Origin of the sequence: Elizabethkingia occulta (genome assembly GCF_002023715.1) — a bacterium.
Classification (GTDB): Bacteria; Bacteroidota; Bacteroidia; order Flavobacteriales; family Weeksellaceae; genus Elizabethkingia; species Elizabethkingia occulta.
The window spans coordinates 53,761-78,624 of the sequence record NZ_MAHX01000005.1; the positions used below are offsets into that span (position 1 = coordinate 53,761).

Genomic DNA, 24,864 nt, shown 5'->3' on the forward strand with positions numbered 1-24,864 from the left:
AAACAAATTAAACTTTTCTATTTCTCCCTATTGATTGGGTATTTCGGATTTTTTGGTATTTTTAGGACTTTAATTAATATTCGCAATATATAATCATTTAATGAAAACATTATCAGAAATTGAACAGCTGCTTGCTGACGGAGATATTGAACAGGCTAAAATTGCAATTCACGAATTATACAAAGAGAACCCTAATGATACAGAGATTCTACATATGTTTATTCAAACCGAATGGGCGTGGGTAATGGAGAATCAACCTGAAGCAAATTATATTCAGGATAGTATAATACCCTATATTCAAAAATTGATACAGCTGGAGAATGACAATGCTATGAAGTCTCAGCTTTTGTCCTACCTTGACTTTCAGAACCCTGTTATTCCGGAAGAAGATGTATTGCGCTATCTGAATGATCTGAAAAATGATCCTGTATATGAGGCGCAGGCAACAGACCTTTTCATTTACTATAATGATGTGAACGAAAAGCATGAAGATCTTATTCAGTGGATTGATTACGGATTGGAGAATTACAAAAAATGGGCGCAGGATTCCAGAGAGCTTCAGGATGCTGAAATGTCCAAGTATCTGTTTCATAAATTCAGATATCTAAAATATCATAATGCTCCTGCTGCTGATATTTTGGAGCTGATCAGTAAAAGCATGCATAATATTTTGCTTTTTAACGAATTCCAGTATTTTGAATTAGCGGATTTTATATACGAGAATTCAGATTATCATTTGTTAGGGAAACTATTGTGCAAGGTTACAGAATTGGAAAATACTGACGAAGAAGTGCATAATGAGCTTGCATTATGGGAAAGACGTATAGACAAAATCCTTAGAAATGGGTTTGAGGATGAAAAACTAATGTATTTTGTGCTTCTTATTCAGAAGAATTATGGTGAACTTAATCACATCTCTGAAGCAGATCATTTAGAAAACTGCCAGTTTTATATTGCTGAGTATCCTAATTCTAAATGGCCATTCCATTTTGCAGGGACTATAAAGTTTAATGAACAGAGGTATGAAGAGGCACTAACCTATTTCAATGAAGCATTGCAATTAGGAGGTAATTCGACAGCACTCTACAGATGGATAATATCCTATTATTTTGTGAATGGTGTACTTCCTGAACAGACTTATACTGTAAACGATATTCCGAATGAATGGTACAACAATGGAGTATGTATATCGGAATTTTTGGACGAACATAAGCTTTCAGGTAATCAGGAAGCTTCGGAAGTACTGGAATTATTCTACCTGAATGCCTACAAAGGATTGGAAGATTATTTCTATGAAAACCGCTATGAAAGCCATCCTTATACAACTCCGCATCTTTGGGCGATGTGTTGTAACAACTTGGCAATAGCTTATATCGGGAAAGAAGATCTGGAGAAAGCAGAGGCAGCAGCAGCGAAGGGACTTGAACTTTCTGAGTTCTATGAACTGCACGATACTTTGGCAACAATATATGAAAAGTTAGATAATTTTGAAGGAGCCAGAAATCAGTATGGAATATTAACGTATGAATACGGACCTGAATGCTTTGATGAATTCAGATTCCTGCATTATGAGGCTAAGAGAATAAAGTATGCTACAATATTAGGCGAGCTGGAAAATCCAATGGAAGTTTTGAAGGAGCGTCTGAAAAATTATGAAGATTATGTTAGCAGAAATGGCATAAATGAAGAAAACTCTGTTGAACTTTATAATCTGTCCAATGCTTTAGATTTAGGAATTTCACATCTGGTACAGGATTATTCTAATGCTGAAAAAATTGAATTCTGGAATCAGTTTACATTGGAATTTCCGCAGAATTCTAATCCTTATTATATGCTGATGCAGGCCTATAATGAAGAAGGAAGGTATAAAGAAGCTGTTGAAAGTGGAGAACGTTTTCTGGAGCTAAAGAATCCGGAGTGGTTATATGAAACAGATAAAATAAAAGCCTATTACCAGATTGGTAAAAATGCGTCTTTTATCAATGATCATCAGAAAGCTTGTAACTATCTATCGGAGATATTACCGGTTTTGAGAGAGAATGAATTTATGCAGGATTCGGAGGGGACCCTTTTGTTTTATCTGGTACAGAGTAGCCAACATGCAAGAAGTGCTGATGAAACGATTAAATGGGCAGAAGAACATGAAGCTTCTTATGATAAATTCGGATATGACCGCGATGAAGACTGGGCGATGATAGAAGTGCTGAAATCTCAGCAGTTGCTGAACCTGAAGAAAAGAGAAGAAGCTTTAGAAAATGTACAGAAAATACTTTCTCTTTTCCCAGATAATGAGCGTGCTTTAGTCCTTCAGAAAGAACTGAATAAAAAAGGCGGATTCTTTTCAAAATGGTTCTGATCCGGCTTTCCGTGTATCAGATATAATTGTTATCTTAGGCTAAAAATATTAATATGTCATATTATCCAATTCACACCATCCCCGATTATTACTTTATAGACGATTTATTAACAGACGAACACAAACTCATCCGACAATCTGTCCGCGAATGGGTAGATAGTTTTGTAATGCCAAAAATTGATGATGCAGCACAGCATCATAAGGATATTCCGAATCTTATGAAGGAACTCGGGAAAATCGGAGCTTTAGGGCCATATATCCCGGAAGAATACGGAGGTGCAGGATTGGATCAGATATCTTACGGACTTATTATGCAGGAACTGGAACGTGGTGATTCTGCGGTTCGTTCAGCAGCATCGGTACAATCATCTCTGGTTATGTTTCCTATAAATGAGTTTGGCTCGGAAGAACAAAAAAAGAAATACCTTCCTCATTTAGCAAGTGGCGAGATGATTGGTGCTTTTGGGCTGACAGAACCCAACCATGGATCCGATCCGGGGAGTATGGAAACCCATTTCAAAGATATGGGAGACCACTACCTGCTAAACGGTGCAAAAATGTGGATTACCAATGCTCCATTATGTAATATTGCAGTAGTGTGGGCTAAGGGTGAAGATGGCAAAGTAAGAGGGCTTATTGTAGAGCGCGGAATGGAAGGCTTTACAACACCAGAAACAATTAATAAATGGTCTTTACGTGCATCTAAAACCGGAGAATTGGTGTTCAGGGATGTAAAGATTCCAAAAGAAAATATATTGCCAAACGTAATTGGGCTTAAAGGTCCGTTATCTTGTCTCAACTCTGCCCGTTATGGTATATCCTGGGGTGTTATTGGTGCTGCAATAGATTGTTATTGTACAGCTGTACAATACTCTAAAGAACGCATTCAGTTTGGTAAGCCTATTGCTTCTTATCAGCTTCAGCAAAAGAAACTGGCAGAATTCCTTACGGAAATTACCAAAGCACAGTTGCTATGCTGGCGTCTTGGAACTCTGAAAAATGAACACAGAGCTACACCTGCACAAATATCTCTGGCTAAAAGAAATAATGTGAAAATGGCGATAGATATTGCCAGAGAATCCAGACAGATTCTTGGCGGAATGGGAATTATGGGTGAATTCCCTATGATGCGCCATGCTGCTAACCTGGAGTCAGTGATTACCTATGAGGGAACTCACGATGTACACTTACTCATTACCGGAAATGATATTACCGGGATAAATGCTTTTTAAAAATTGAAAGATTCGGATAAAGATTTTATAACTTTCTGGGAACAGAAAAGACAAAAAGGAAGAACTAAATATGCATTGTATGACGGACTAAGATGGTCCTTGTTTACAGTAGTTTTTGTTATTCTTTTCCAATACTTTGTATTAGAAACTACAGATCCTCAAAACCTTTGGTTGTCAATAGCAATTAATATAGTTGTTTTGCTGGCAGCAGGCTTTGTTCTGTATTATTACTTAATGTGGATGCTTTATGAACGAAAGTATCTGAAATTAAAATCCTCGACAAATGAGGACTAGTTTTATGAATTTAAAAACACTTCCGCTTGTAGCGGCTTTACTTATAGTTTCATGTAAGAAAAATGAAGGTGCAGTATCTTCAGAAACTAAACCAGATTCTTCTGCTATTATCGCTTCCGATTCAATAAAGGTTAATCATCCAAAGAATACGGGACAGGCGGTTACAGCTGATTTCTATAATTATGAAGAAATTGGAGATTATCTTTATCTTCTGATTAAAGATAACGGGAAAATTGAAAGTTTTGTAACTCAGGCTGTCAATAAGGATCTTAACCGTGGAGACTTAGTAGAAGTTAAATGGAAAAAAGTACATATTGATATTGCCGGAGATAACGACCGGAAAGAAGACAACAAAATGCTGGTTTCTGTAAAGAAGATTAAGGATGGTGCATTGTCTCTGTTTAAGCAGCGTTATACAAAACCTGTAAAATATACATTTGGTCAGGATCTTGATTTGTCGAATGAAGAAAGAGATAATATTTACAATAGTGTGCAGTATTATCTGGCAAATACCAAAAATAAATTGTTGCTACTTCATCTGAAAAAAAATGAAGAACTCACCTATTCTATTGAAGAAAGAAATGAACAAGGCAAAGATTATATTGTTTTAGGTCTAGGGACAGAATTTGAAAACCGTTTCAGTGTAGCGCAGTGGCTTTATATTGACCAGCGTAATGGAGATTTGTATGAATATGATCTTCCAAATGATAAGCTGGTTCCTTTTAATTAGACTTTAATTCTTTATCATATAAAAAGCTCTGCAATTGCAGAGCTTTTATTTTGTCCGAAAACGAACAGTTAGTGTTCATTTTCAGACACTTTTCAAAGGTGTTTAAAATGTAAATTATTGATTGTCAGTTATTAACGTGTTTATTTTTAATTGGTATTATTTCGGTTATATAGCTGATATACAAAAAGTTATATGCTTGATGTAACAGAACTTTGCCTTCTGTTGTGTTATGATTAAAAGTAAAAATTATGAGAAAGAATTATATTTTGATAGGATTAGTAACTTCAGTTTTTTCGTTTGCACAAAGCATACAGGGAAAACTGAGTTATGAAAACAAAAAACAAATTCCGGATTCTGAAATTATATTATCTAAAGGAACAGAAAAAATATCCGGTATCAGTGATGCTGAAGGAATTTTTAATATAAAACTGAAAGAAAACGGAACTTATCAGATTGAAATCTTCAGGGATGGTGAGAAGCTGTTATCTGAAAATATAGCAATAGAAGGTAATATCAACAGGAATTTTCTGATTCCATTACCCAGGACTACAGAAACCAAAGTTGAAGGTGTTACAGTAACAGGAAAGAAAAAGCTAATTGAAAGGAAAGTAGACCGCCTGGTTTTCAATGTTGAGAACTCAGTAGCGTCACAAGGATTGGATTTAGTAGAAGCGCTAGCCAAAACACCGATGGTGCGTACTACAGACGAAGCAATATCCATTGCAGGTAAAAGTAATGTTGCGGTAATGGTCAATGATAAATTGCTTAATCTTTCCGGTCAGGAATTAATCAATTACCTAAAGACGTTAAGATCAGATGATATTGCCAGAATTGAAGTAATCACTACCCCACCCGCACGTTATGAAGCGGAAGGTAAAAGCGGGCTGATCAATATTATCCTGAAGAAAAATACCAATCTGGGCTGGAATGCATCTTTACAAACTTCCGGAAACTACTATTTCGGCAGGCCAACCGTTTCCAGCAGAAGTGGTTTAGGTTTCAATTATCAGGGGAAGAAACTTTCAGTATCTACAAATCTTTCTACCGGTGACAATTACTGGCAGGGAAATGCTTATACTTATAATTCGGGTAATGGAAATAATAACTACTGGAATACTGATGAGAAAACTTCTTCTAATTACCGTTATAAAAGTGGTAATGTAAAAACAGAATACAAGATAAATGATAAAAATCTGATAGGTGTTAGTTATAACTATTCATTTAGCAATCCATTGGAACAAGCCCAGAATGCCACCAGCATAAGAGATGAAAAGGGTGATCGGTCATTTGCATCAGATTCAAATAACAGAAATAAGAGGAATGTGCATAATGCCACAGCTTTCTATGATTTGAAATTAGATTCGCTGGGTAGTAAGCTGAGTATCTCTGCCAATATGATGATTAATAACTCCAATGCTAATAATTATTATAATACGATCACCAGTACAAGAACTTCCACTTTTGTTAATCCTGTCAGCCAGTATAAAATCTATTCAGGACAGGCAGATTTAGAAAAGAATTTTTCCAAAATAAAAACGGAATCCGGAATTAAGTTTACAAAGATTAAAAACGATTCAGAATTTAATTTTTATGATATTCTAAATGGAGAGAATGTATTCAATACAAAAAGAAGTAACAATTTCTTTTATAATGAAGAGAATTATGCCGCTTATATTTCAACGAGTTTTAAAATCAATGATAAATGGGATGCCAAAGCAGGATTGCGTTATGAATATACGCACCTGAAAGGTTATTCACCAAATGAAAATCTTACATCCACCAATAAATACGGAAAATTCTTCCCTACAGCCTATATAAGTTATAAGCCCAATGATAACCATTCATTTTCTGTGAATTACTCCCGGAGAATCAGTCGCCCCTATTTTGGAAACCTGAATCCTTTTAAATATTATACTTCAGATTTTGAATACAGTACAGGAAATCCATATTTACAGCCAACGTTTACAGATAATTTAGAGTTTGGTTATGTATTGAAAAATAACCTGAATATCACGGCTTATTACAATTATACCAAAGCCAACTGGGATAGAGTTCAGATGATAGAAGACGGATTAAAGTATAGTACAACGCTTAATTTTTATAATCAGAATAGTACCGGAATTAATATCAGTTACAACTATAATAAGTTGAAATGGCTGGAGTCTAATATTTTCGTAAATGGATATTATGCCAAATCGAAATCTTATATACCACAGGTAATTTCCGGAATGTCGGGTTATGGAGCCAACCTCAATCTGGATAATAATTTCTTTCTGAAAAAGGATAAAAGCCTCACGTTTGTATTAGGCTTGTGGAGTAATATTCCGGAACGTAGTGGTAATACCTACTTCAACGGAAATTTTTCTATGTATACAGGGCTAAGAGCTAGTTTTTTGGAAAAGAACTTACTATTTAATTTAACGGTAAATGATGTTTTCAATACCAATCGCTCAAAAGGTACCGAATTCTATCAGGACTTTAATTCGGAGTATTATTACAAAGGTATTACACGAAATGTGAATCTTTCTGTGACCTATAAATTCGGGAATAATAATGTGAAAGGTGCTACCAAGCAAGTTAAATTTGAAGAGCAAAACAGAGCTGGTGGAAGTAACTAGTCTCTATCCTAACCAATAACCATTATTGGATAAAGAATAGGATAATGTCAGGGCCAATTCCGTATGAATTCTGTTATCTTTGCAAAAAAGAAGTAAAATGAATTGTCCTTGCTGTTCGGGGAAAACCTATGAAGAATGTTGTGCACCTTTTCACAGAAAAGAAAAACATGCACCTACTGCTGAAGCGCTTATGCGTTCCCGATATTCAGCATATGCTATTCCCAACGGAGAGTATCTGATGGAAACCACTCATCCCGGAAAACGCAAATTCCATGACAAAGCGGATATGCAGGAATTGGGAGAAATGAACCAATGGATAAAGCTGGAAATTGTAAGAACCCCGGCATTAAATCATGTTGAGTTCAAAGCTTATTTCATTAATTCAGAAGGCCAGGAACAAATTCATCATGAGTTTTCCTACTTTCAAAAAATGCATGACAGCTGGTATTATGTATCAGGGGATTTCATGGAGTAATCAGGATCAAACAAAAGTTTAAAAATAAACGATGGTAAGATATATCTTACTATGGTTTTTAAATTTATATAAAATTGATCTTAATTTTTTGAGACCTAGTTTTATTTCGCTTTTGAAAGTGCCATTTTTATTGCAAGAAAGCCTAATACACTTGCCATAAACCATTTCTGAATTTTTATCCATGTAGGATTCTTGGCAAAGAAACGTGCGACTTGTGCAGCGGTTAATACAATAATAAAGTTGATACTAAAACTTACAAATACCTGTATAATGCCCAGTTCCAGACTCTGAGTGAAAATGGAGCCATATTGAGGTTTGATAAACTGTGGAAAGAAAGACAGATAAAAAACAGCTACTTTAGGATTGAGAACATTTGTAAGAAAGCCAACAGTAAATAATTTCCCGGGACGATCTATTGAAATGTTCTTAACCTCAAAGATATTTTTACTGTTAGGCTTTATTGCCTGATAGGCTAAATATAAAAGGTAAACTGTTCCTAAAATCTTTAATATAACATAGGCATATGGTACAGCGAATAATACTGCTGTCAGCCCAAAAGAGACCATAACAATATGAAACAAAAATCCACAAATAACACCTGCAAGGGACGTAAGACCTGCTTTTCTTCCCTGTGTTATGGTTCTGGAGATCAGATAGATCATATTAGGACCCGGACTGATCACTAAGATAAAAGCTGCTATAATAAAAAAGATAAGGTCGTGAATTGGTATCATTTTATTAATATATTTTTAAAAACTATTTAGCCCCAGCCTGTGCTGTCCTCTTCAACAAAGTCCTTCTCTGGGTTCAGAATATCCAGTATAATAGACTTTACCGATTTCATTGGCAGTTCGAGATCAGATTTACTGATATAACTGTCTCCGGATATATTCAGCATTTTAGGTCCCTCATCAGGAGCTACAAAGCTCCATATACCACATTGTACTTCCTGATCCGGAAAAGCCCCGGAAGTCAAGGCACAATGTGCATAGATAGATAGCTGAACTTCCTGCTTGTATTTTTTATCAAATAACTGTGTATCCTCATCCTTTTTAGGGTTAGACTTTACATTCAGATCACCCGCTTTAGCACTTTTGTAGTCTATAATGCGAAGTGCTCCGTTGAAGCGGTCAATTCTGTCAGCAAAACCATTAAAGCTTATTTTATCCTGCTGCTGATCATCCAGATAAAAATCAGCATATATATTATGCTCAAGAGCCAGAATTTCCAGTGAGTTTCCTTGTTCAACATCGTCCAGGTCTTTCTGAATTATATTCTGAAGTGTTCTTTTAGCAACCGATTTATGAATGTAATTCATTCCGCGTTTATAATAATCCGGGGAATGTTTTAGTTTTTCTACTATAACATAGTCCAGTGACTCCTCTACTTTATTCTGAGCTTGCTTAAGATCTGCAGTTGTCAGCTTTCTGTTCAGTAAACTCTGGTAAAGATAATCCAGTGTATAGTGCACAAGATTACCAAAGTTACGGACAGAGATTTCTTCTTCCAGTTCATCCGGCAGTCTGGTGTTCAGAATCTGATTCAGGTAGAAATCCATTGGATTATAGAGATAGGCATTGAGATGTGAAGGTGAAACTTTCTGTTTCCAAAGTTCCAGCTTTTCCAATACTACTGGTGTTTTCCTGATGCGTATCGGTTCCTGGCTCACAGGTTCAGAAGAGCTGTCTACAACATAATTTTGTATGTGGTGCTGACTTTCCATTTCGATCTGGGTGATGAAACGGCTTTTCTCACCAATATTTACCCCACTTGTGAGTCCATTAAAGAGCATGTATACGTTCTTTGCTTCCTGAATAAGTCGGTAAAAATGATATGCATAAATAGAATCATTTTCCAGAAAAGTATTCATTCCGAAATTACGGCGGACATCGAAAGGCAGGTAAGTATTCTGGGTTCTTCCCAATGGTAGTTTACCTTCGTTTATAGAAAGCATAATAACATTCTCAAAATTCAGCAAACGGGTTTCCAAAAGTCCCATAAGCTGTAATCCCGAAAGAGGCTCCCCTTCAAAATCTATAGTTTCAGTACTTACGAGTTGGTTTACTAATACTTCCAGAGTAATAATGTCTATGAGAAAATCATATTGTTGTAACTGATTTTTAAGACTTATAAAAGCTTTCTCGAAGCTCGATATATTTTCATAATCTATATCGTTTATCTTTTCAAACTTACATGAGATGCAAAAGTCGATAAGTGTATCCAGATAGACTTTTGGATCATTTGGTTTGATCAGTAAATTAATATATGATATGCCTCCTAAAAGCTCATTAAACAGTTTTCTGGAAATATAAACCAGATTCCTTTCTTCCAGTTGCTCCAGAAAGCCTTTTATAATAGGCTCATCTTCTTTCTTGTATGGTAATTCCTCTAACAGTGGAACAAGGTCTGCATAATAGTAAGATGAACTGTTTTTATCCAACTGTTTCTGCAGATAAAAAAGTTTTTTCATGGCTACACTGAATGATAAATTCTTCAGTGGAAATCCCATAGTAATATTCAAACTCTTCACCAGATGCTGGAGACTTTCCAGTGTTGGTGGCAGTAGATTTTCGTCCAGAAGAACAACCGCTGTGTTGCTTAGTTCAGGATTTCGTTTCCGAAGATCATCCAGAATATGTGGAAGAAGTTTTGTCTGTGCAATATTTCCGGAAACTTCGAATACCTGAATATTTTTATTTTCTGAAAAGTGATTTTCTATCCAGCTGAAAGGTCTGTATTCGTTAAACTCTTTCCAATGCTGATGTTCGCGCAGAAATTTCCCGGCTTCCTGACGTCTGTCTTTAATGTAATATTCGTCTGCCTGGAAAAAACATAATGCCTTATCCCATTGCAGGAGATTTCTGACCAACTTTTCTTCTACAGGTGTAAAGGCATTGAAACCACAAAATACCAACTGTAGTTTTGTAGTTTCAGCAAAGTGGCTTACAGTTTCCTTTACCTTTTCATGAATAATTCCGGGAGTTGCGAGATTTTCCTGAAGCAATTCTTTTTTCAGTAGCGGAAGAAAAGAATTCATTTTCTGCCAGAAGTTCAGGTTGCGTCGGTGTGGTTTGTCTTCACCAAGCAATTCTCCCCAGTTCTTTATACGCTCGTCAGAAAGCATAAATTCCAGAACCGGAGTATCACTTTTAGAAAACTTCAGCATATCGTCCCAATCCTTTAAAAGTGTTGGGAACCATTTCAGAAAAGACTGTATATCCTCTTTTGCATCTATTTTACGATAGGTTTTATAAGCGAAAAGCCATAAAGGAATACCCGAGATCTGCTGTAGTCCGGATATTTCTGTAATGAGCTCATCAATAGTCTGAAATTTCGGTAGTATTCCTTCATATTGTTTCTCTGCCAGTATCTTTTTGATAAAAACTGCCGGACGTTTACCCGGAAGGATAAAGGTATAGGCATGAAGAGGCTTGTCCTGTTGGAGGAGACTGTCAACAATTTTGTTTAGAAAACTATGTTGGGTAGTTTCAGACATCTTTTATAAAATCTTCAAAGTCCTGATAAAAGTTTTCGAAGGCAGTCATTTTTTCTACAAAAAACTCAAAAGTTTCCTGCCACGAATTTTTATTGAAGATACTTACATTTTCTTTTTGTACCCAAATACGGCTTATTTCTTTTCCGCTTTCCAGAAAGTAATGCTCCTCCATAATAGCATCCGGAAGATAATCTTCTCTTAATAAATTTTCCAGAGATTCAGTTTTCTCATAATAGGCATTCCTGAAAAGCTCGTCTTTCATTTCTATATCTAATGAAACCTCTGCTTTCTTGTTGTCTGCGTAAAATTTGAAAGAAAAATCTTTGATTTTTGTATCATATAAAAGCCACTTTCGGGGAAATGATTTCCCGAAAGCTATCCAAAATTCTGTCTTCAGTTGTGCTGCTTCTTGTTTGGAGAACATATTGAGTGTGAACCTTTTATTTGTTTTGTTTAATGCTAGCCATTTGTCTGACTATTTTATACTAAACCTCACAGGTTTCAGTGCCTATGAGGTTTGTTTTATACTATACTGAGCGAAGCCAAAATATTTTAGTTGTCGTCTCCTTCCTCAAACAGATTTCCTATTGTACCATCATCATCAAAATCCTCAGAAGTATCCGGAATTTCTTCAATTACTTCCTCCTCTTCAGGTTCAGGAATTGTAATGTTAATGGTTCGTATTTTGTCTTTTGACAGCTGGTTTCCTAATGCTTTAATACCTTTTACAGTAATAAAATCATCTATCAGTATGGTTTCCGGATCTTTATCTTTTCCTTTTTCTTTACTGAAAATCAGCTCGGCTGATGCATTTTTACCGGTACTTACCCACTCTACAAAAGATTTAGGATGTTCCGACGGGAAGAATAGTTGTGGATTGTTTGTGTTTTCCAGCAAGAAGCGCTTTACAAAATAACGCTCTTTCTCGCCATCATAGTAAATACAACCTATTGACTGTTCCGGTTTCCATTTTTCAAGGATAATATATTCATCATCGAAACGGTTAGAAAGATCAAAGCTTACAAGGCGGGCTTCTCCTTTTGGCGTAACCAATAAAATTTTGTCTTCACCTTTGAAAGTTCCAAGGAAAGTACCTCTTGCATCTGCATTCAGCCTTCTTACAGCTTCATCGAACCATATTTTACGGGGAGCCAGTGTAGAAACACCTTCCTCCTTCATTTCGATCTTTTTAATCGGATATTTGGTTACCAGATTACCTTTAGAGTCTCTACCCTTTATTGCCAGTTCGGAGAAATCTATATCCAGTTTGTTTTTACGGATACGGGCACTTGGTTTCAGTAAAACATTTACAACCTCTGCTTCCCCATTTGCATTAGCAGAGAAGTAAAGAACTTCCGATCCCTTCTTATCCGATGCCAGGTTGTATTCATTACTTCTGATAACACCGGTAACAAAGAAACGCTTCATGTAATAAGGTCCCTCTTTACCTTCGCGGTAGATCATGTTATAAACTGTACGTTTATCATTTTTCTTCCAAATGCCAACATGCAGTATGTTTTTGCCGACAAAAGTTTTAGATTCTACCTTGGTTACGAGCATCGTACCATCTTTACGGAAGATAATAATGTCGTCGATATCTGAACATTCAAAAAGGAACTGGTCTTTTTTCAGTGAAGTACCGATAAAGCCTTCATCGAAATTAGCATAGAACTTCTCATTCGCTACAGCTACCTTGGTTGCATCGATAGTATCAAAAATTCTTAGTTCAGTTCTTCTTTCTTTATTCTTTCCGTATTTTTTCTGGATGTTCAGGAAATAATCTATTGCATAAGTAATAAGATTCGCCAGATGATGCTTCACCTGCTCTATTTTCCCTTCCAGTGCTGCAATATTTTCCAGCGCTTTGTCCTGATCATAACGGGATATTCTCATGAAAGGAAGCTCCGTCAATCTGATGATATCTTCAACAGTAACTTTGCGCATCAGATGCTTGGTAAATGGATTTAGAGCCAGATCAATAGCGCTGTAAACTTCTTCTTTTGAAGCTCTGTTTTTAATCTCCTGATAGATTTCATTTTCTATGAAGATCTTTTCAAGAGATGCAAAATGCCATTTCTCTTCAAGCTCCCCAAGTTCTATCTCTAACTCCAGTTTTAGTAATGATACTGTATGGTCTGTATTCATTTTCAGAATGTCCGAAACATTCAGGAACATTGGTTTATCCCCTACAATAACACAGGCATTTGGTGAAATAGTTACCTGGCAGTCGGTAAATGCATATAATGCATCAATTGTTTTATCTGGTGATACATCCGGATGAAGGTGAATCAGAATTTCTACCTTGTCCGAAGTATTATCTTCAATTTTCTTGATTTTAATCTTCCCTTTCTCATTCGCCTTAATAATACTATCAATAAGGTCTCCAGTCGTTTTGGAGAAAGGAAGCTCGGTTACAATAAGCGTATGCTTATCTTTCTGGGTAATTCTTGCTCTTGCCCTTACCTTACCACCACGTTGCCCGTCATTGTATTCAGAAACATCCAGCAGACCTTCTGTAAGAAAGTCAGGAAATACCTGAAAAGGTTTCTTTTTCAGGTAAGCAACAGATGCGTTGATTAGCTCGTTGAAGTTGTGTGGTAAGATTTTGGTAGAAAGACCTACACCAATCCCTTCTACTCCCTGTGCTAGAAGCAAAGGGAACTTTACAGGAAGATCAATAGGTTCGTTATTTCTTCCATCATAAGACTTTGCCCATTCAGTAGTTTTCGGATTAAAGACTACTTCCAGAGCAAAAGGAGTTAGCCGGGCTTCTATATAACGCGCTGCAGCTGCACTGTCTCCCGTGAATATATTTCCCCAGTTTCCCTGTGTATCTATTAATAATTCTTTCTGTCCGATTTGTACCATTGCATCGGTAATGGATGCGTCACCATGCGGGTGATATTTCATTGTATTACCTACGATATTGGCAACTTTGTTATAACGCCCGTCTTCCAGTTCACGCATAGAATGCATAATTCTTCGTTGCACAGGTTTCAGTCCATCATATACGGACGGAATTGCACGGTCAAGAATTACATAAGAGGCATAATCCAGAAACCAGTCCTGATAAAGCCCGGAGACTTTCTTTAATGATTCTTCTGCGTGGTTTAAATTGTTTTCTTCCATTTATATTGGTAGCGCTGTATATAATTTAATAAGAATATATTGGGCTTCTACATATTCAGTATTTAATGCTAAAGACTAATAATCTAAATTTTAGCATTCCCATACTGAGTTTGTTGAAGTTTTTTCTTATCCTTCTGTTTCAGTTATCACTTCTTCTTCTTCTTTCAGTTCTTTTCTTTCGATGTCCGTATCTTCTACAACAAGATTTTCCAGAATGAAGTTCTGTCTGTCCGGTGTATTTTTACCCATATAGAATTCCAGTAGTTGGTCTATTGTGGTATCTTTACCCATTACAACAGGTTCCAGACGGATATCCTTTCCGATAAAGTGTTTGAATTCATCCGGAGAAATTTCACCAAGTCCCTTGAATCGTGTGATTTCAGGGTTTTTCCCAAGCTCATTGAGTGCTTTTACTCTTTCAGCTTCGGTGTAGCAATAGCGGGTTTCTTTTTTATTTCTAACCCTGAATAAAGGTGTTTGAAGGATATATAAGTGTCCGTTCTTGATAACATCCGGGAAGAATTGTAAGAAGAATGTAATCATTAGTAATCGGATATGCATACCATCGACATCGGCATCGGTAGCGATAATAACCTGATTATAACGAAGATCTTCCAAACTCTCTTCAATGTTAAGAGCTGCCTGAAGCAGGTTGAATTCTTCATTTTCATAAACTACCTTCTTGGTCAGCCCGTAGCAGTTTAAGGGTTTACCTTTTAAACTGAATACCGCCTGTGTTTCTACATCACGGCTCTTCGTGATGGATCCTGATGCGGAATCTCCCTCGGTAATAAAGATCATAGTTTCCGATTTGCGGTCGGCTTTCTGATCGTTATAATGCTGACGGCAGTCTCTAAGTTTTTTATTGTGAAGCGATACCTTTTTTGCACGCTCACGAGCCAGTTTCTGAATACCGGAAAGCTCTTTTCTCTCTCTTTCGGAAACGATAATTTTCTTTAATAAAGCTTCCGATGTTTCTGGTTCTTTATGAAGGAAATTATCAAGTTTGTTTTTAAGGAAGTCATTTACGAAAGTACGTACAGTAACTTGGCCTGGTCCCATTTCGTTACTTCCCAGTTTGGTTTTGGTCTGAGATTCGAAAACAGGTTCTTCTACTTTTATGGAAATAGCAGCGATAATAGATTTTCTTACATCGGCAGCTTCATAACTTTTATTATAAAATTCTCGAATAGTCTTTACAAATGCTTCACGGAAAGCATTAAGGTGTGTCCCTCCTTGTGTGGTATTCTGTCCGTTAACAAATGAAAAATACGTTTCGGACTGAGATTTATCCGAGTGGGTAATAGCAACTTCAATATCATTGTCTTTCAGGTGAATGATTGGATAAAGGATTTCACCGTCAATCTCATCCTGAAGGAGATCTTTAAGACCGTTTTCTGAAACAAATACTTGTCCGTTAAATACAATTTTCAGCCCTGGATTCAGATAAGAGTAATTTTTAAGCATCTTCTCGATGTACTCTTTTCTGAAACGATAGTTGGTGAAGATTGTATCATCTGGTACAAAAGTAATTTCGGTACCATTTCTTTCGGTAGTGTCTGCCTCCGGAAAATCCTGTACAATAACTCCCTGACTAAATTCGGCTACTTTGGCTTTTCCTTCCCGAACTGACTTTACCTTGAAGAAGTTAGAAAGAGCATTTACAGCCTTGGTACCTACACCGTTCAGACCTACAGATTTTTTGAATGCTTTAGAATCGTATTTTCCACCGGTATTCATTTTGGATACCGCATCCACAACTTTACCTAAAGGGATACCACGACCATAATCCCGGATAATGGCCTTGCCTTCATCCAATTTTATTTCGATTCTTTTACCAGAGTTCATGGCAAATTCATCAATCGAGTTATCGATGATTTCTTTTAAGAGAATATAGATACCATCATCGGCGGAAGAACCATCTCCCAGTTTTCCGATGTACATGCCGGGACGCAATCTTACGTGCTCCTGCCACTCGAGGGATCGTATATTATCTTCGGAATAGTTAACAGTAGTGTTTTCAGACATTCTTGAAATTGTAATATCTACAAAAATAGTGATTTTTTGTGAGTTTTTATGCCTTAGAGTGATGCTTTATAAGTATTTTTGTTTGTTAAAAAAAATATAATGCCTTTGCTTTTAAACTCAAAACTTACTGAGGTTCAAACGACTATTTTTACAAGAATGTCTATGTTGGCTCAGCAAGAAAATGCTGTAAATCTTTCTCAGGGATTCCCCGATTTTTATCCGGATGAAAAGTTGTTAAAGAATATTGGTAAATATGCTGTAAAAGGTTTTAACCAATATGCTCCAATGATGGGTATAGAACCCCTGCGCAATGCAATTTCTGAAAAAGTAAAGTATTGTTATAGTATAGATTATAGTCCGGAATCTGAAGTAATGGTTACAGCAGGCGCAACGGAGGCTCTCTTCTGCTCTATTGCTGCATTGGTAAATGCAGGAGATGAAGTAATCGTCTTTGAACCTGCCTATGATTCTTATATTCCGGTGATCAGACTTTTTGGAGGAATTCCTAAAACGGTAAAGCTTCATTATCCCAATTATAAGATTGACTGGTCGGTTGTAAAGCAAATGATAACGGATAAAACAAAAATGATCATTATTAATAATCCGAATAATCCGGCTGGGAATATTCTGGATGCAGAAGACATTTCCCAATTGACAGCTTTGGTTGAAAATACCAACATCGTTATTCTAAGTGATGATGTGTATGAAAATATTGTGTTTGATGGTAAAAAGCACCTAAGCCTTAGTCAATCCCAATTAAAAGACAGAAGTATAATTGTAGCCTCTTTTGGGAAGTTGTACCATATTACAGGCTGGAAGCTGGGTTATGTGCTTGCTCCGGAATCTATTATGCAGGAGGTGAAAAAAGTGCATCAGTACAATGTGTTTAGTGTAAATACGCCCGCTCAGTATGCTATAGCAGAGCTTTTGCAAAACCCGGAAAGTTATACCGGATTGTCAGGATTCTTCCAGAAGAAAAGAGATTTATTAGCAAAAGGTTTGTCAGAAATTGGATTTGATGTTTTAATTCCTGAGGCTACTTATTTTCTGTCTGCATCTTATAAAAAGTTTTCAGATTTGGGAGATTTGGAATTTGCTCAATGGCTGACCAAAGAACATAAAGTAGCTACAATCCCGTTTTCGTCTTTCTATGAAGATGGTACGGATGAAGCTGTAATACGCTTCTGCTTTGCGAAAAAGAATGAAACAATAGAACAGGCACTTCAGTATCTTGAAAAACTAAAATAAAGCCATGTTTTTAAATGACAATTGAATGGTCTATAATTAGATCCCATTTCCCATTTTTGTATTCCGCACGGTAACTGTTTGTATAGCTACTTCCTGCTTTGTCAATATATATAATGTTTGGATTTTTTTTGTCCTTTTGCATTTTAGAAATTTCTTCTCTAGTTGCTGCCGTAACTTTAATATAATTTGTTTGTTTTTTCTTTTCTTCCGGGATAAATAAAACTCTGATATGAGGGTTTACCTGATGGAAATAATCACAGTTACTCATATAAATTCCAAAAGTATAATGTAGCTTTTCCGGATTGGAAAATCCGGAATTGACTTGTAATAATTGTTCGTATAGTTGGGTATACTTATTCTTCTCGGATTTATACATAGGATTCATATCATCAAAATCATTGATTCCGTCATTATCTGTATCTTTGTTATGGGGATTTAAACCAAAACTTTTTTCAAAAATGTCATTATAACCATCCTGGTCGGAATCCAGTATCAGATCTTTCAGCTTTATTTTGAAGAATTTTCCGTCCTCTATTGCTGAATAATCGTCATAACCGGGAAGTCCCGGAATTTTCACTATTTTTACTAAGCTGCCTTCAATCTGGAAATAATCACCTTTTATAATAGGTTGTTCCTGAACTTCATTAAAATAATAATGACTAAAACTTAAGCCTAGAAAATATGCTGAAGGTTTGTTGTGCTCGATTTTTAAAAGCCAATAGCCTAATTCATTTTTGGCAAGAGCATATAAGATATTCCCAATTTGCTGTTTTTTTAGATACCAGAATTGTTCTGAAAACGCTTCGTTGAATAATTTATAATCATTCTTATAGGCTTTCCATTTTCTTTCCACTTCTTCTTTGGATATATTATGAATGGTATTTCCGATACTATCCGTTTTAAAACTTCTGTAGGTTTTTAGATTTTCAATTTCAAGATAGTCTGGTTTTTCATTAAGAATTTGCTGTATGGTATAGGTTTTTTCTTCTACATAGGTTTCAAATGAGTTTTCTTTGCCACTCATGAAACATCTGTCTTCTGTACTTTTGGAGCATGAAAAGATAAATGGTAATAGAAGCCAGTACATTTTTCTCATAGATCATTTTTTAAATGACAAATCCTTGACGTATAGTTATATCCCACTCTCCATTTTTATATTCTGCTGAACAGCCATCTGAATAACTGTTTCCTGATACCTTAAAATAAAAAATATTTGGATTTTTCTCATCTTTTTGCATTTTGGAAATATTCTCTCTTGCCACATCCGTTACCTTGGTATAATTGGTTTGCTCTTTCTTATTTTCAGGGATAAATAACGTTTTGATATATGGATTTACCTGATGAAAATAATCGCAATCATTAATATAAACATTAAAGTAATAATGTAATTTTTCGGGGTTTTCAATACCTGAAGAATTAGCTTGTATTAACTGATCATAAAGTTGAGAGAATTTATTTTTCTCTGATTTATACATTGGGTTCATGTCGTTAAAATCGTCGATTCCGTCACCATCTGTGTCTTTATTATTGGGATTTAAGCCAAAGCTTTTTTCGAAAATATCATTATAGCCATCCTGGTCGGAATCCAGTATCAGATCTTTCAGCTTTATTTTGAATAATTTTCCGTCCTCTATTGCTGAATAATCGTCATAACCGGGAAGTCCCGGAACTTTTACTATTTTTACTAAGCTGCCTTCAATCTGGAAATAATCACCTTTTATAATAGGATTTTCCTGGATTTTATTGAAGTAATAATGACTAAAGCTTAATCCTAAAAAATAAGCTGAAGGTTTATTTTTTTCAATTTTTAAAAGCCAGTAACCTAGATTATTCTTTGCAAGTGAATAGAGTGTGTTTTCAATTTGCTGTCTTTGAAGATACCAGAATTGATCGGAAAAGAATTTTTTAAATAATTTATAATCATTCTTATAGGTTTTTACTCTCTTTTCAGATTCTTCGTCGGATATATTGTGAAAATTGTATTCTGTACTATCTTTTTTAAAGCTTCTGTAGCTTTTCAGGTTTTCAATTTCAAGGTAGTCAGGTTTTTCATTAAGGATTTGCTGTACAGTATAAGGTATTTCTTCTTTGTAATCTCCATCTCTATTATCCTTTTTGTAAACAAAACACCTGTCCTCAATATTTTTGGAGCATGAAAAGATAAATGGTAATATAAGCCAGTATATTTTTTTCATAGATTATGATTTCAATAACGTATACAAAAAACGCTCCCAAATTTATGGAAACGTTTAAACCTTGTCAAGGCTTAAAACCTTGACATGGCTCTATAATACAATAAAAGCTTCCCACGGGAAGCTTTTATTGTATATTTTGAGGATTATTTACACATTAAATCTGAAGTGCATAATATCACCATCTTGTACGATATATTCCTTTCCTTCTACTCCAAGTTTACCAGCTTCTTTAATTTTAGCTTCAGTACCATATTGGATATAGTCGTGGTATTTTATTACTTCTGCACGGATAAATCCTTTTTCGAAGTCAGTATGGATAACACCAGCAGCCTGTGGAGCTGTCCATCCTTTTCCGATAGTCCATGCTCTTACTTCTTTTACCCCGGCAGTAAAGTAAGTCTGAAGATTTAATAAAGTATATGCAGCACGGATAAGACGGTTTACACCTGGTTCTTCTAATCCAAGTTCTTCAAGGAATATCTGTCTTTCTTCAAAAGTTTCCAATTCGTTTATATCAGCTTCAATCTGAGCTGCTAAAACAATAGTCTCAGCACTTTCGGCTTTTGCCATAGCTTCTATCTTTTCAATCCAAGGATTACCGTTTTTTACAGAATTCTCGTCCACATTGCAAACATAAAGAACCGGCTTGTTTGTCAATAACTGAATTTCAGAAATAATCCCTGCCTGAAAATCATCCATAGGAAATTCTCTTGCATTTCTTCCGCTTTCAATAAATTCAGAAAGCTTTACTAAAGTTTCATAAGCCAAAATATCATCTCTCTTACCAGATTTTGTTAATTTTTTAGCTTTATCTACTGCTTTAGATACGGCTTCTAAGTCCTTAAGCTGTAACTCGATATCGATAATGTCTTTGTCTCTTAACGGATCAACAGTGCCTTCTACGTGAGTAATGTTGTCGTTTTCAAAACATCTTAGTACGTGAATAATTGCTTCACATTCGCGGATGTTAGCCAGGAACTGGTTTCCTAGACCTTCACCTTTACTTGCTCCTTTTACAAGTCCTGCGATATCTACAATCTCTACAACTGCAGGTAAAACTCTCTCTGGTTTTACAAGCTTTTCCAGTTCGAATAAACGCTGATCCGGAACAGAAACAGTCCCTACGTTTGGTTCTATAGTACAGAATGGATAGTTAGCGCTCTGAGCTTTAGCGTTACTTAAACAGTTAAAAAGAGTTGATTTACCTACATTGGGTAAACCTACGATACCACATTTCATTAAAAAATAATTTGTGCAAAGATAAGGTTTAAACTGTTTATTTGAAAATCAGGTTTTCAGGAGTGTACTAAATATAAAAAATCCCAACATAAAGTCAGGATTTAAATATTTTAAAGTTCAGGTTTATAGCATAATAACCCCTTCTATCTTAGCTGTTTCTTTATATAGCTTTATTACATGCTCTGCATCCAGGACGAATGCTACGATGGTGCAACTCATGTATTTTCCGTTGCTGCTTTCCCGCGTTGAAAACGTATTTTTGGTTTCATCGAAAACTTTATAAATATCAGTCAGCAGACTCGGATTGTTTTCGATAATAAATTTGAAAGTATAGTCCTCCGGGAAATTATGATGCTCTTCCAGCTGTGTATGCAGCTTTTTGTAAAATTCTTCCGGGTTAGGTGCTTTGTTAATATTGTTTTCCTTGTTCATGATCTTTATGTAAAACCTTATAAAAGGTTAGTGAAATAATGCTGCAATTTAATAAAACTTAGATTATTTCCATGCATTGGGATTGGTAACGTTGTTTACTTCGTAATTTTCAATTACATAGAATAGTCCGTTTACCATCTGTTCGGAAGCTAATCTGGTGATTGGTGATGCGGCATTTACATTATTTTTCTTATCCGTACCAAGAATTGTACCCAAAATACCACTGATGCTGCTTCCGCTTAACGCTGTATTTACACTTTTTACAATTCCATATTCGTTAAGCTTTGCATCTACCTGTGGCTGAATAGCGTCAATTAATTTTTCCCTTGTTTTGTTTTTCAGGTAAGCCGTTGCAGCTCCTTTTCCACCGGAAGCAATGTTAATTGCATCTGTAACGGTCATTTCTTTGATGGCCTGAGTTACGATTGGTTTAGAAGTATTAACGGTAAGCTTTGCTGCTTCAGCAATATATTGTTTTTCTTTTTTTACAAGATTGCCTAATCCTACAGACTCCAGAGTATTGTTTACTTTGCGGAGTTCTTCCGGCATTGCAGACTGAATCAGTGCATTGGTCATGAATTCCTGTGGATTTCCTAATATACTGAATCCTTGGCTGCTGGCATTGAAAAGAAGATTTTGTAATGCACCAACCCCCATTGTTCCGCCTAAATTTGAACCACACGACATAAGGCCTCCCGCCATTATTACACCTGCAGTGAGTACAAAAACTGTTTTTTTCATAAGTGACTTATTTTTGCTGTTTGTGACAAATAGTATTCCAAACTCTAAATCTGTATAAAGTTTTATATAGCTTTTAACGATTATTAAACAAAATTAGTACTTGTTTTTAGTTATATTTGTTAGGTGCCTGGTCTTGGGTTATTTGTGATAATTGGTATCCGGCTCTTTTGTCTTTTAAGAAGGAGATAACAGATTAAAATGTATAGAAATGAAACCAGAAAGTTTAAACAAAGCAGGGAATGTATTTTATTTAATATGCCGGATGAGTATAGGCCTATTCTTTTTTATTACAGGCCTCAATAAATTGTTCCATCCAGTTTTTCAGGGCTACATGCTGAATACAATGATTAAAATTGGTTTTTCAGACCCACAGCTTATGGCTCATTTTGTAGCATTTAATGAGGCCCTGTGGGGATTATTGCTGTTACTGGGTTTACTTACAAGGCTTAGCTCTTTCTCGCTCATCATCATTATGATCGTAGCAATTACCACTAAAGATATCCACTCTATTCCTACAGAACTTATTCCGATTGATCCTAAAACAGGCGTCCATCCAATGGATAATTTTACATGGCTTACTTATTTCTTTTTTCTTCCACAGGTCTTATATATTATGCTGTTGGGTATGTTTTCCTTCTACGGATATAAAGTTTTCGGACTGGATTATTTCCTTAAAAAGAAAAAAGCATACTCTTCCTGGTAGAAGAATATGCTGATATTTTATCTAAAGTTACTGAATACTTAAACGTGTCCTTTAGAAATGTACACTACTTTTTTGGTATCGAAAAATTCACCCTCAAAATAATTTTTCAGATTAAAGATTTCTGCTTTAATTCCTGCTAATTCCTCCGCTAAATATCCTCCTTTAAGATACAGAACGCCATTATGTTTTGCGTTGAAATTTTCTTTCTCAAACTTTCCTTTTAGCCATGTAAGAAAAACAGGCATTTGGGTAACAGCACGGCTAACTACAAAATGGAATTTTTCGTTCACCTGCTCAGCCCTTGCATGATATGTTTTTACATTTTGTAGTCCAAGACCTTCTGCAACAGCATTTACTACTGTAATTTTCTTTCCGATGCTGTCCACTAATGTAAAATGAGCTTCCGGGAATAGAATGGCTAACGGAATACCCGGAAATCCTCCACCAGTACCAATATCCAGTATTTTAGTATTTTCAGCAAAAGGCATTACTTTAGCAATTCCCAAAGAATGTAAAATGTGCTTTTCATATAAAGCATCCATATCTTTTCTGGATATTACATTTATTTTCTGGTTCCATTCTGTATACAGATTTTCTAGTTTTTGGAACTGTTCTTTCTGTTTCTCAGTTATATTGGGGAAATGCTTTAAGATAAGGTCTGCTGACATACTTTGTTTTTAGAGCACAAAAATAATGATAATTCCACGAAAAATTTCGGATAATCCTTTACCTTTGTTAACAATAAAAATTAAAAACTATGGAAAAATATTCGGATCGACTGAACAGATTAAGTTATTCTCAGACATTTGTAATGTCTAACAAAGTAAGAGAAATGCGCGCGCAAGGGGTTAATGTAATAGGTTTAACTTTGGGAGAACCAGACTTCGATATTCCGGATAATATAAAACAAGCAGCATTCGATGCTATCAATGAAAACTTTAGCCACTACTCTCCTGTTCCGGGGTTTTTGGAACTTCGTGAGGCTATTTCCAGAAAACTGAAGAGAGATAACAATCTGGATTATAAAGCAAATCAGATCGTAGTATCAAACGGTGCAAAACAATCTATTGTTAATGTACTTTTTGCTATTATTAATGATGGAGATGAAGTTATCCTGCCTACTCCTTATTGGGTAAGCTACGATGAAATGGTAAAAGTAGTTGGCGGAACAAGTGTTTTTATTGAAACTTCAATAGATACTGAATTCAAAATGACTGCAGAGCAGCTGGAAGCAGTAATTACTCCAAAAACAAAAGCAATTTTATATAGTTCGCCTTGTAATCCTTCTGGTAGTTATTATACCCATGAAGAATTAGAAGCGATCGCAAATGTTGTAGCTAAATATCCTCAGATTACTATTATCTCTGATGAGATCTATGAATATCTTAATTATGAAGGAGAACATACAAGTATTGCAGAATTCCCTCAGGTATATGAACAAACAGCGGTAATCAACGGAATGTCTAAAGCTTTCGCTATGACAGGATGGAGAATTGGTTACTGTGCTGCACCAACATGGTTGGCTTCAGCTTGTGATAAAGTACAGGGACAGATGACTTCTGGTGCTAATACAATGGCTCAAAGAGCTTCTATTGTAGCATTAGATGCAGGAAAAGAACATTATCAGTCTATGATCGATTCTTTCCAGAAAAGAAGAGATCTTGTATACGATCTGATGAAAGAAATTCCTGGTTTTAAAGTAAACAAGCCTAAGAGTGCTTTCTATATCTTCCCTGAAATTTCCTATTATATTGGAAAAACACTAAACGGGAAAGAAATTAAAGATTCAGACGACTTTGCAATGTTTTTATTAGACGAAGCTAAAGTTGCTTGTGTAGGCGGCGTTTCATTTGGAGCTCCGGAATGTATACGTTTCTCATATGCATCTTCCGAAGCAGACCTTATAGAAGCCGCTAAAAGGATGAAAGAAACCCTATCCAAATATTAA

General features: G+C 35.7%; 20 protein-coding genes. 9 read left to right on the top strand and 11 right to left on the bottom strand.

Annotated features, from left to right (window positions below; all coding sequences use genetic code 11):
* Window positions 1–100: 100 nt before the first annotated feature.
* The 6 genes from BAZ10_RS02440 (at window position 101) to BAZ10_RS02465 (ending at window position 7,705) form a co-directional block, all read left to right on the top strand.
* Window positions 101–2,356 carry a tetratricopeptide repeat protein gene (locus BAZ10_RS02440; RefSeq protein WP_078770697.1) on the top strand — a complete coding sequence of 752 codons (2,256 nt, stop codon included), beginning with the start codon at window positions 101–103 and terminating at the stop codon, window positions 2,354–2,356.
* A gap of 53 nt (window positions 2,357–2,409) precedes the next feature.
* Complete coding sequence (locus BAZ10_RS02445; protein WP_078770698.1) at window positions 2,410–3,588, top strand: acyl-CoA dehydrogenase family protein; 1,179 nt, start codon at window positions 2,410–2,412, stop codon at window positions 3,586–3,588.
* Between the two features lie 3 nt (window positions 3,589–3,591).
* The gene (locus BAZ10_RS02450; protein ID WP_078401972.1) at window positions 3,592–3,882 is read left to right on the top strand and encodes a hypothetical protein; all 291 of its coding nucleotides are present in this window, start codon (window positions 3,592–3,594) and stop codon (window positions 3,880–3,882) included.
* A gap of 4 nt (window positions 3,883–3,886) precedes the next feature.
* Window positions 3,887–4,612 carry a hypothetical protein gene (locus BAZ10_RS02455; protein WP_078770699.1) on the top strand — a complete coding sequence of 242 codons (726 nt, stop codon included), beginning with the start codon at window positions 3,887–3,889 and terminating at the stop codon, window positions 4,610–4,612.
* Between the two features lie 248 nt (window positions 4,613–4,860).
* On the top strand, window positions 4,861–7,230 hold the full coding sequence (locus BAZ10_RS02460) for an outer membrane beta-barrel family protein (protein WP_078770700.1): 2,370 nt from the start codon (window positions 4,861–4,863) through the stop codon (window positions 7,228–7,230).
* Between the two features lie 97 nt (window positions 7,231–7,327).
* Window positions 7,328–7,705, top strand: a complete 378-nt coding sequence (locus tag BAZ10_RS02465; RefSeq protein ID WP_078770701.1) for a YchJ family protein — start codon at window positions 7,328–7,330, stop codon at window positions 7,703–7,705.
* A gap of 101 nt (window positions 7,706–7,806) precedes the next feature.
* Here BAZ10_RS02465 and BAZ10_RS02470 read toward each other — a convergent pair whose 3' ends face one another.
* The 5 genes from BAZ10_RS02470 to BAZ10_RS02490 all read right to left on the bottom strand — a co-directional run bounded on the left by BAZ10_RS02470 (window position 7,807) and on the right by BAZ10_RS02490 (window position 16,358).
* Window positions 7,807–8,439 carry a LysE family translocator gene (locus BAZ10_RS02470; RefSeq protein WP_078770702.1) on the bottom strand — a complete coding sequence of 211 codons (633 nt, stop codon included), beginning with the start codon at window positions 8,437–8,439 and terminating at the stop codon, window positions 7,807–7,809.
* A 26-nt stretch (window positions 8,440–8,465) separates the two neighbouring features.
* The gene (locus BAZ10_RS02475) at window positions 8,466–11,201 is read right to left on the bottom strand and encodes a PD-(D/E)XK nuclease family protein (RefSeq protein ID WP_078770703.1); all 2,736 of its coding nucleotides are present in this window, start codon (window positions 11,199–11,201) and stop codon (window positions 8,466–8,468) included.
* Window positions 11,194–11,625, bottom strand: coding sequence for a DUF4268 domain-containing protein (locus tag BAZ10_RS02480; protein ID WP_078770704.1), 432 nt, complete (start codon window positions 11,623–11,625; stop codon window positions 11,194–11,196). The genes BAZ10_RS02475 and BAZ10_RS02480 overlap by 8 nt, the downstream gene beginning before the upstream one ends.
* Window positions 11,626–11,753: 128 nt before the next feature.
* Window positions 11,754–14,330, bottom strand: coding sequence for a DNA gyrase/topoisomerase IV subunit A (locus BAZ10_RS02485; protein ID WP_078770705.1), 2,577 nt, complete (start codon window positions 14,328–14,330; stop codon window positions 11,754–11,756).
* Window positions 14,331–14,456: 126 nt separating this feature from the next.
* On the bottom strand, window positions 14,457–16,358 hold the full coding sequence (locus BAZ10_RS02490) for a DNA topoisomerase IV subunit B (RefSeq protein ID WP_078770706.1): 1,902 nt from the start codon (window positions 16,356–16,358) through the stop codon (window positions 14,457–14,459).
* Window positions 16,359–16,457: 99 nt separating this feature from the next.
* On the opposite strand from BAZ10_RS02490, the gene BAZ10_RS02495 reads away from it, so the two are divergent.
* Window positions 16,458–17,606 (top strand): methionine aminotransferase, encoded by a 1,149-nt coding sequence (locus tag BAZ10_RS02495; protein WP_078770707.1) that lies wholly within the window; start codon window positions 16,458–16,460, stop codon window positions 17,604–17,606.
* A 10-nt stretch (window positions 17,607–17,616) separates the two neighbouring features.
* On the opposite strand, the gene BAZ10_RS02500 is transcribed toward BAZ10_RS02495, so the two are convergent.
* The 5 genes from BAZ10_RS02500 to BAZ10_RS02520 form a co-directional block, all read right to left on the bottom strand.
* A complete protein-coding gene (locus BAZ10_RS02500; protein ID WP_078770708.1) occupies window positions 17,617–18,702 on the bottom strand; it encodes a hypothetical protein in 1,086 nt (361 codons plus the stop codon).
* A gap of 10 nt (window positions 18,703–18,712) precedes the next feature.
* Entirely contained in the window at window positions 18,713–19,801 is a 1,089-nt protein-coding gene (locus BAZ10_RS02505; protein ID WP_078770709.1) for a hypothetical protein, read from the bottom strand.
* Between the two features lie 147 nt (window positions 19,802–19,948).
* A complete protein-coding gene (gene ychF, locus BAZ10_RS02510; RefSeq protein ID WP_078770710.1) occupies window positions 19,949–21,040 on the bottom strand; it encodes a redox-regulated ATPase YchF in 1,092 nt (363 codons plus the stop codon).
* A gap of 123 nt (window positions 21,041–21,163) precedes the next feature.
* Window positions 21,164–21,472: a YbeD family protein gene (locus BAZ10_RS02515; protein WP_059153969.1), complete on the bottom strand. Its 309-nt coding sequence runs from the start codon at window positions 21,470–21,472 to the stop codon at window positions 21,164–21,166.
* Between the two features lie 63 nt (window positions 21,473–21,535).
* A complete protein-coding gene (locus BAZ10_RS02520; RefSeq protein WP_078770711.1) occupies window positions 21,536–22,213 on the bottom strand; it encodes a DUF4197 family protein in 678 nt (225 codons plus the stop codon).
* 208 nt (window positions 22,214–22,421) lie between these two features.
* Here BAZ10_RS02520 and BAZ10_RS02525 point away from each other — a divergent pair, with 208 nt between their 5' ends.
* Window positions 22,422–22,916 carry a DoxX family protein gene (locus tag BAZ10_RS02525; RefSeq protein ID WP_078770712.1) on the top strand — a complete coding sequence of 165 codons (495 nt, stop codon included), beginning with the start codon at window positions 22,422–22,424 and terminating at the stop codon, window positions 22,914–22,916.
* Window positions 22,917–22,954: 38 nt separating this feature from the next.
* On the opposite strand, the gene rsmG is transcribed toward BAZ10_RS02525, so the two are convergent.
* The gene (gene rsmG / locus BAZ10_RS02530) at window positions 22,955–23,584 is read right to left on the bottom strand and encodes a 16S rRNA (guanine(527)-N(7))-methyltransferase RsmG (protein WP_078770713.1); all 630 of its coding nucleotides are present in this window, start codon (window positions 23,582–23,584) and stop codon (window positions 22,955–22,957) included.
* A gap of 89 nt (window positions 23,585–23,673) precedes the next feature.
* On the opposite strand from rsmG, the gene BAZ10_RS02535 reads away from it, so the two are divergent.
* Window positions 23,674–24,864 carry a pyridoxal phosphate-dependent aminotransferase gene (locus tag BAZ10_RS02535; RefSeq protein WP_078770714.1) on the top strand — a complete coding sequence of 397 codons (1,191 nt, stop codon included), beginning with the start codon at window positions 23,674–23,676 and terminating at the stop codon, window positions 24,862–24,864.

Bases quoted from the DNA above. Each gene is read 5' to 3' on its own strand.
- BAZ10_RS02500 (WP_078770708.1), bottom strand. From the start codon at position 18,702: ATGAGAAAAATGTACTGGCTTCTATTACCATTTATCTTTTCATGCTCC.
- BAZ10_RS02520 (WP_078770711.1), bottom strand. From the start codon at position 22,213: ATGAAAAAAACAGTTTTTGTACTCACTGCAGGTGTAATAATGGCGGGA.
- BAZ10_RS02485 (WP_078770705.1), bottom strand. From the start codon at position 14,330: ATGGAAGAAAACAATTTAAACCACGCAGAAGAATCATTAAAGAAAGTC.
- BAZ10_RS02470 (WP_078770702.1), bottom strand. From the start codon at position 8,439: ATGATACCAATTCACGACCTTATCTTTTTTATTATAGCAGCTTTTATC.
- ychF (WP_078770710.1), bottom strand. From the start codon at position 21,040: ATGAAATGTGGTATCGTAGGTTTACCCAATGTAGGTAAATCAACTCTT.
- BAZ10_RS02515 (WP_059153969.1), bottom strand. From the start codon at position 21,472: ATGAACAAGGAAAACAATATTAACAAAGCACCTAACCCGGAAGAATTT.
- BAZ10_RS02535 (WP_078770714.1), top strand. From the start codon at position 23,674: ATGGAAAAATATTCGGATCGACTGAACAGATTAAGTTATTCTCAGACA.
- BAZ10_RS02460 (WP_078770700.1), top strand. From the start codon at position 4,861: ATGAGAAAGAATTATATTTTGATAGGATTAGTAACTTCAGTTTTTTCG.
- BAZ10_RS02455 (WP_078770699.1), top strand. From the start codon at position 3,887: ATGAATTTAAAAACACTTCCGCTTGTAGCGGCTTTACTTATAGTTTCA.
- BAZ10_RS02440 (WP_078770697.1), top strand. From the start codon at position 101: ATGAAAACATTATCAGAAATTGAACAGCTGCTTGCTGACGGAGATATT.
- BAZ10_RS02525 (WP_078770712.1), top strand. From the start codon at position 22,422: ATGAAACCAGAAAGTTTAAACAAAGCAGGGAATGTATTTTATTTAATA.
- BAZ10_RS02480 (WP_078770704.1), bottom strand. From the start codon at position 11,625: ATGTTCTCCAAACAAGAAGCAGCACAACTGAAGACAGAATTTTGGATA.
- BAZ10_RS02465 (WP_078770701.1), top strand. From the start codon at position 7,328: ATGAATTGTCCTTGCTGTTCGGGGAAAACCTATGAAGAATGTTGTGCA.
- BAZ10_RS02505 (WP_078770709.1), bottom strand. From the start codon at position 19,801: ATGAAAAAAATATACTGGCTTATATTACCATTTATCTTTTCATGCTCC.
- BAZ10_RS02475 (WP_078770703.1), bottom strand. From the start codon at position 11,201: ATGTCTGAAACTACCCAACATAGTTTTCTAAACAAAATTGTTGACAGT.
- BAZ10_RS02490 (WP_078770706.1), bottom strand. From the start codon at position 16,358: ATGTCTGAAAACACTACTGTTAACTATTCCGAAGATAATATACGATCC.
- BAZ10_RS02495 (WP_078770707.1), top strand. From the start codon at position 16,458: ATGCCTTTGCTTTTAAACTCAAAACTTACTGAGGTTCAAACGACTATT.
- BAZ10_RS02445 (WP_078770698.1), top strand. From the start codon at position 2,410: ATGTCATATTATCCAATTCACACCATCCCCGATTATTACTTTATAGAC.
- rsmG (WP_078770713.1), bottom strand. From the start codon at position 23,584: ATGTCAGCAGACCTTATCTTAAAGCATTTCCCCAATATAACTGAGAAA.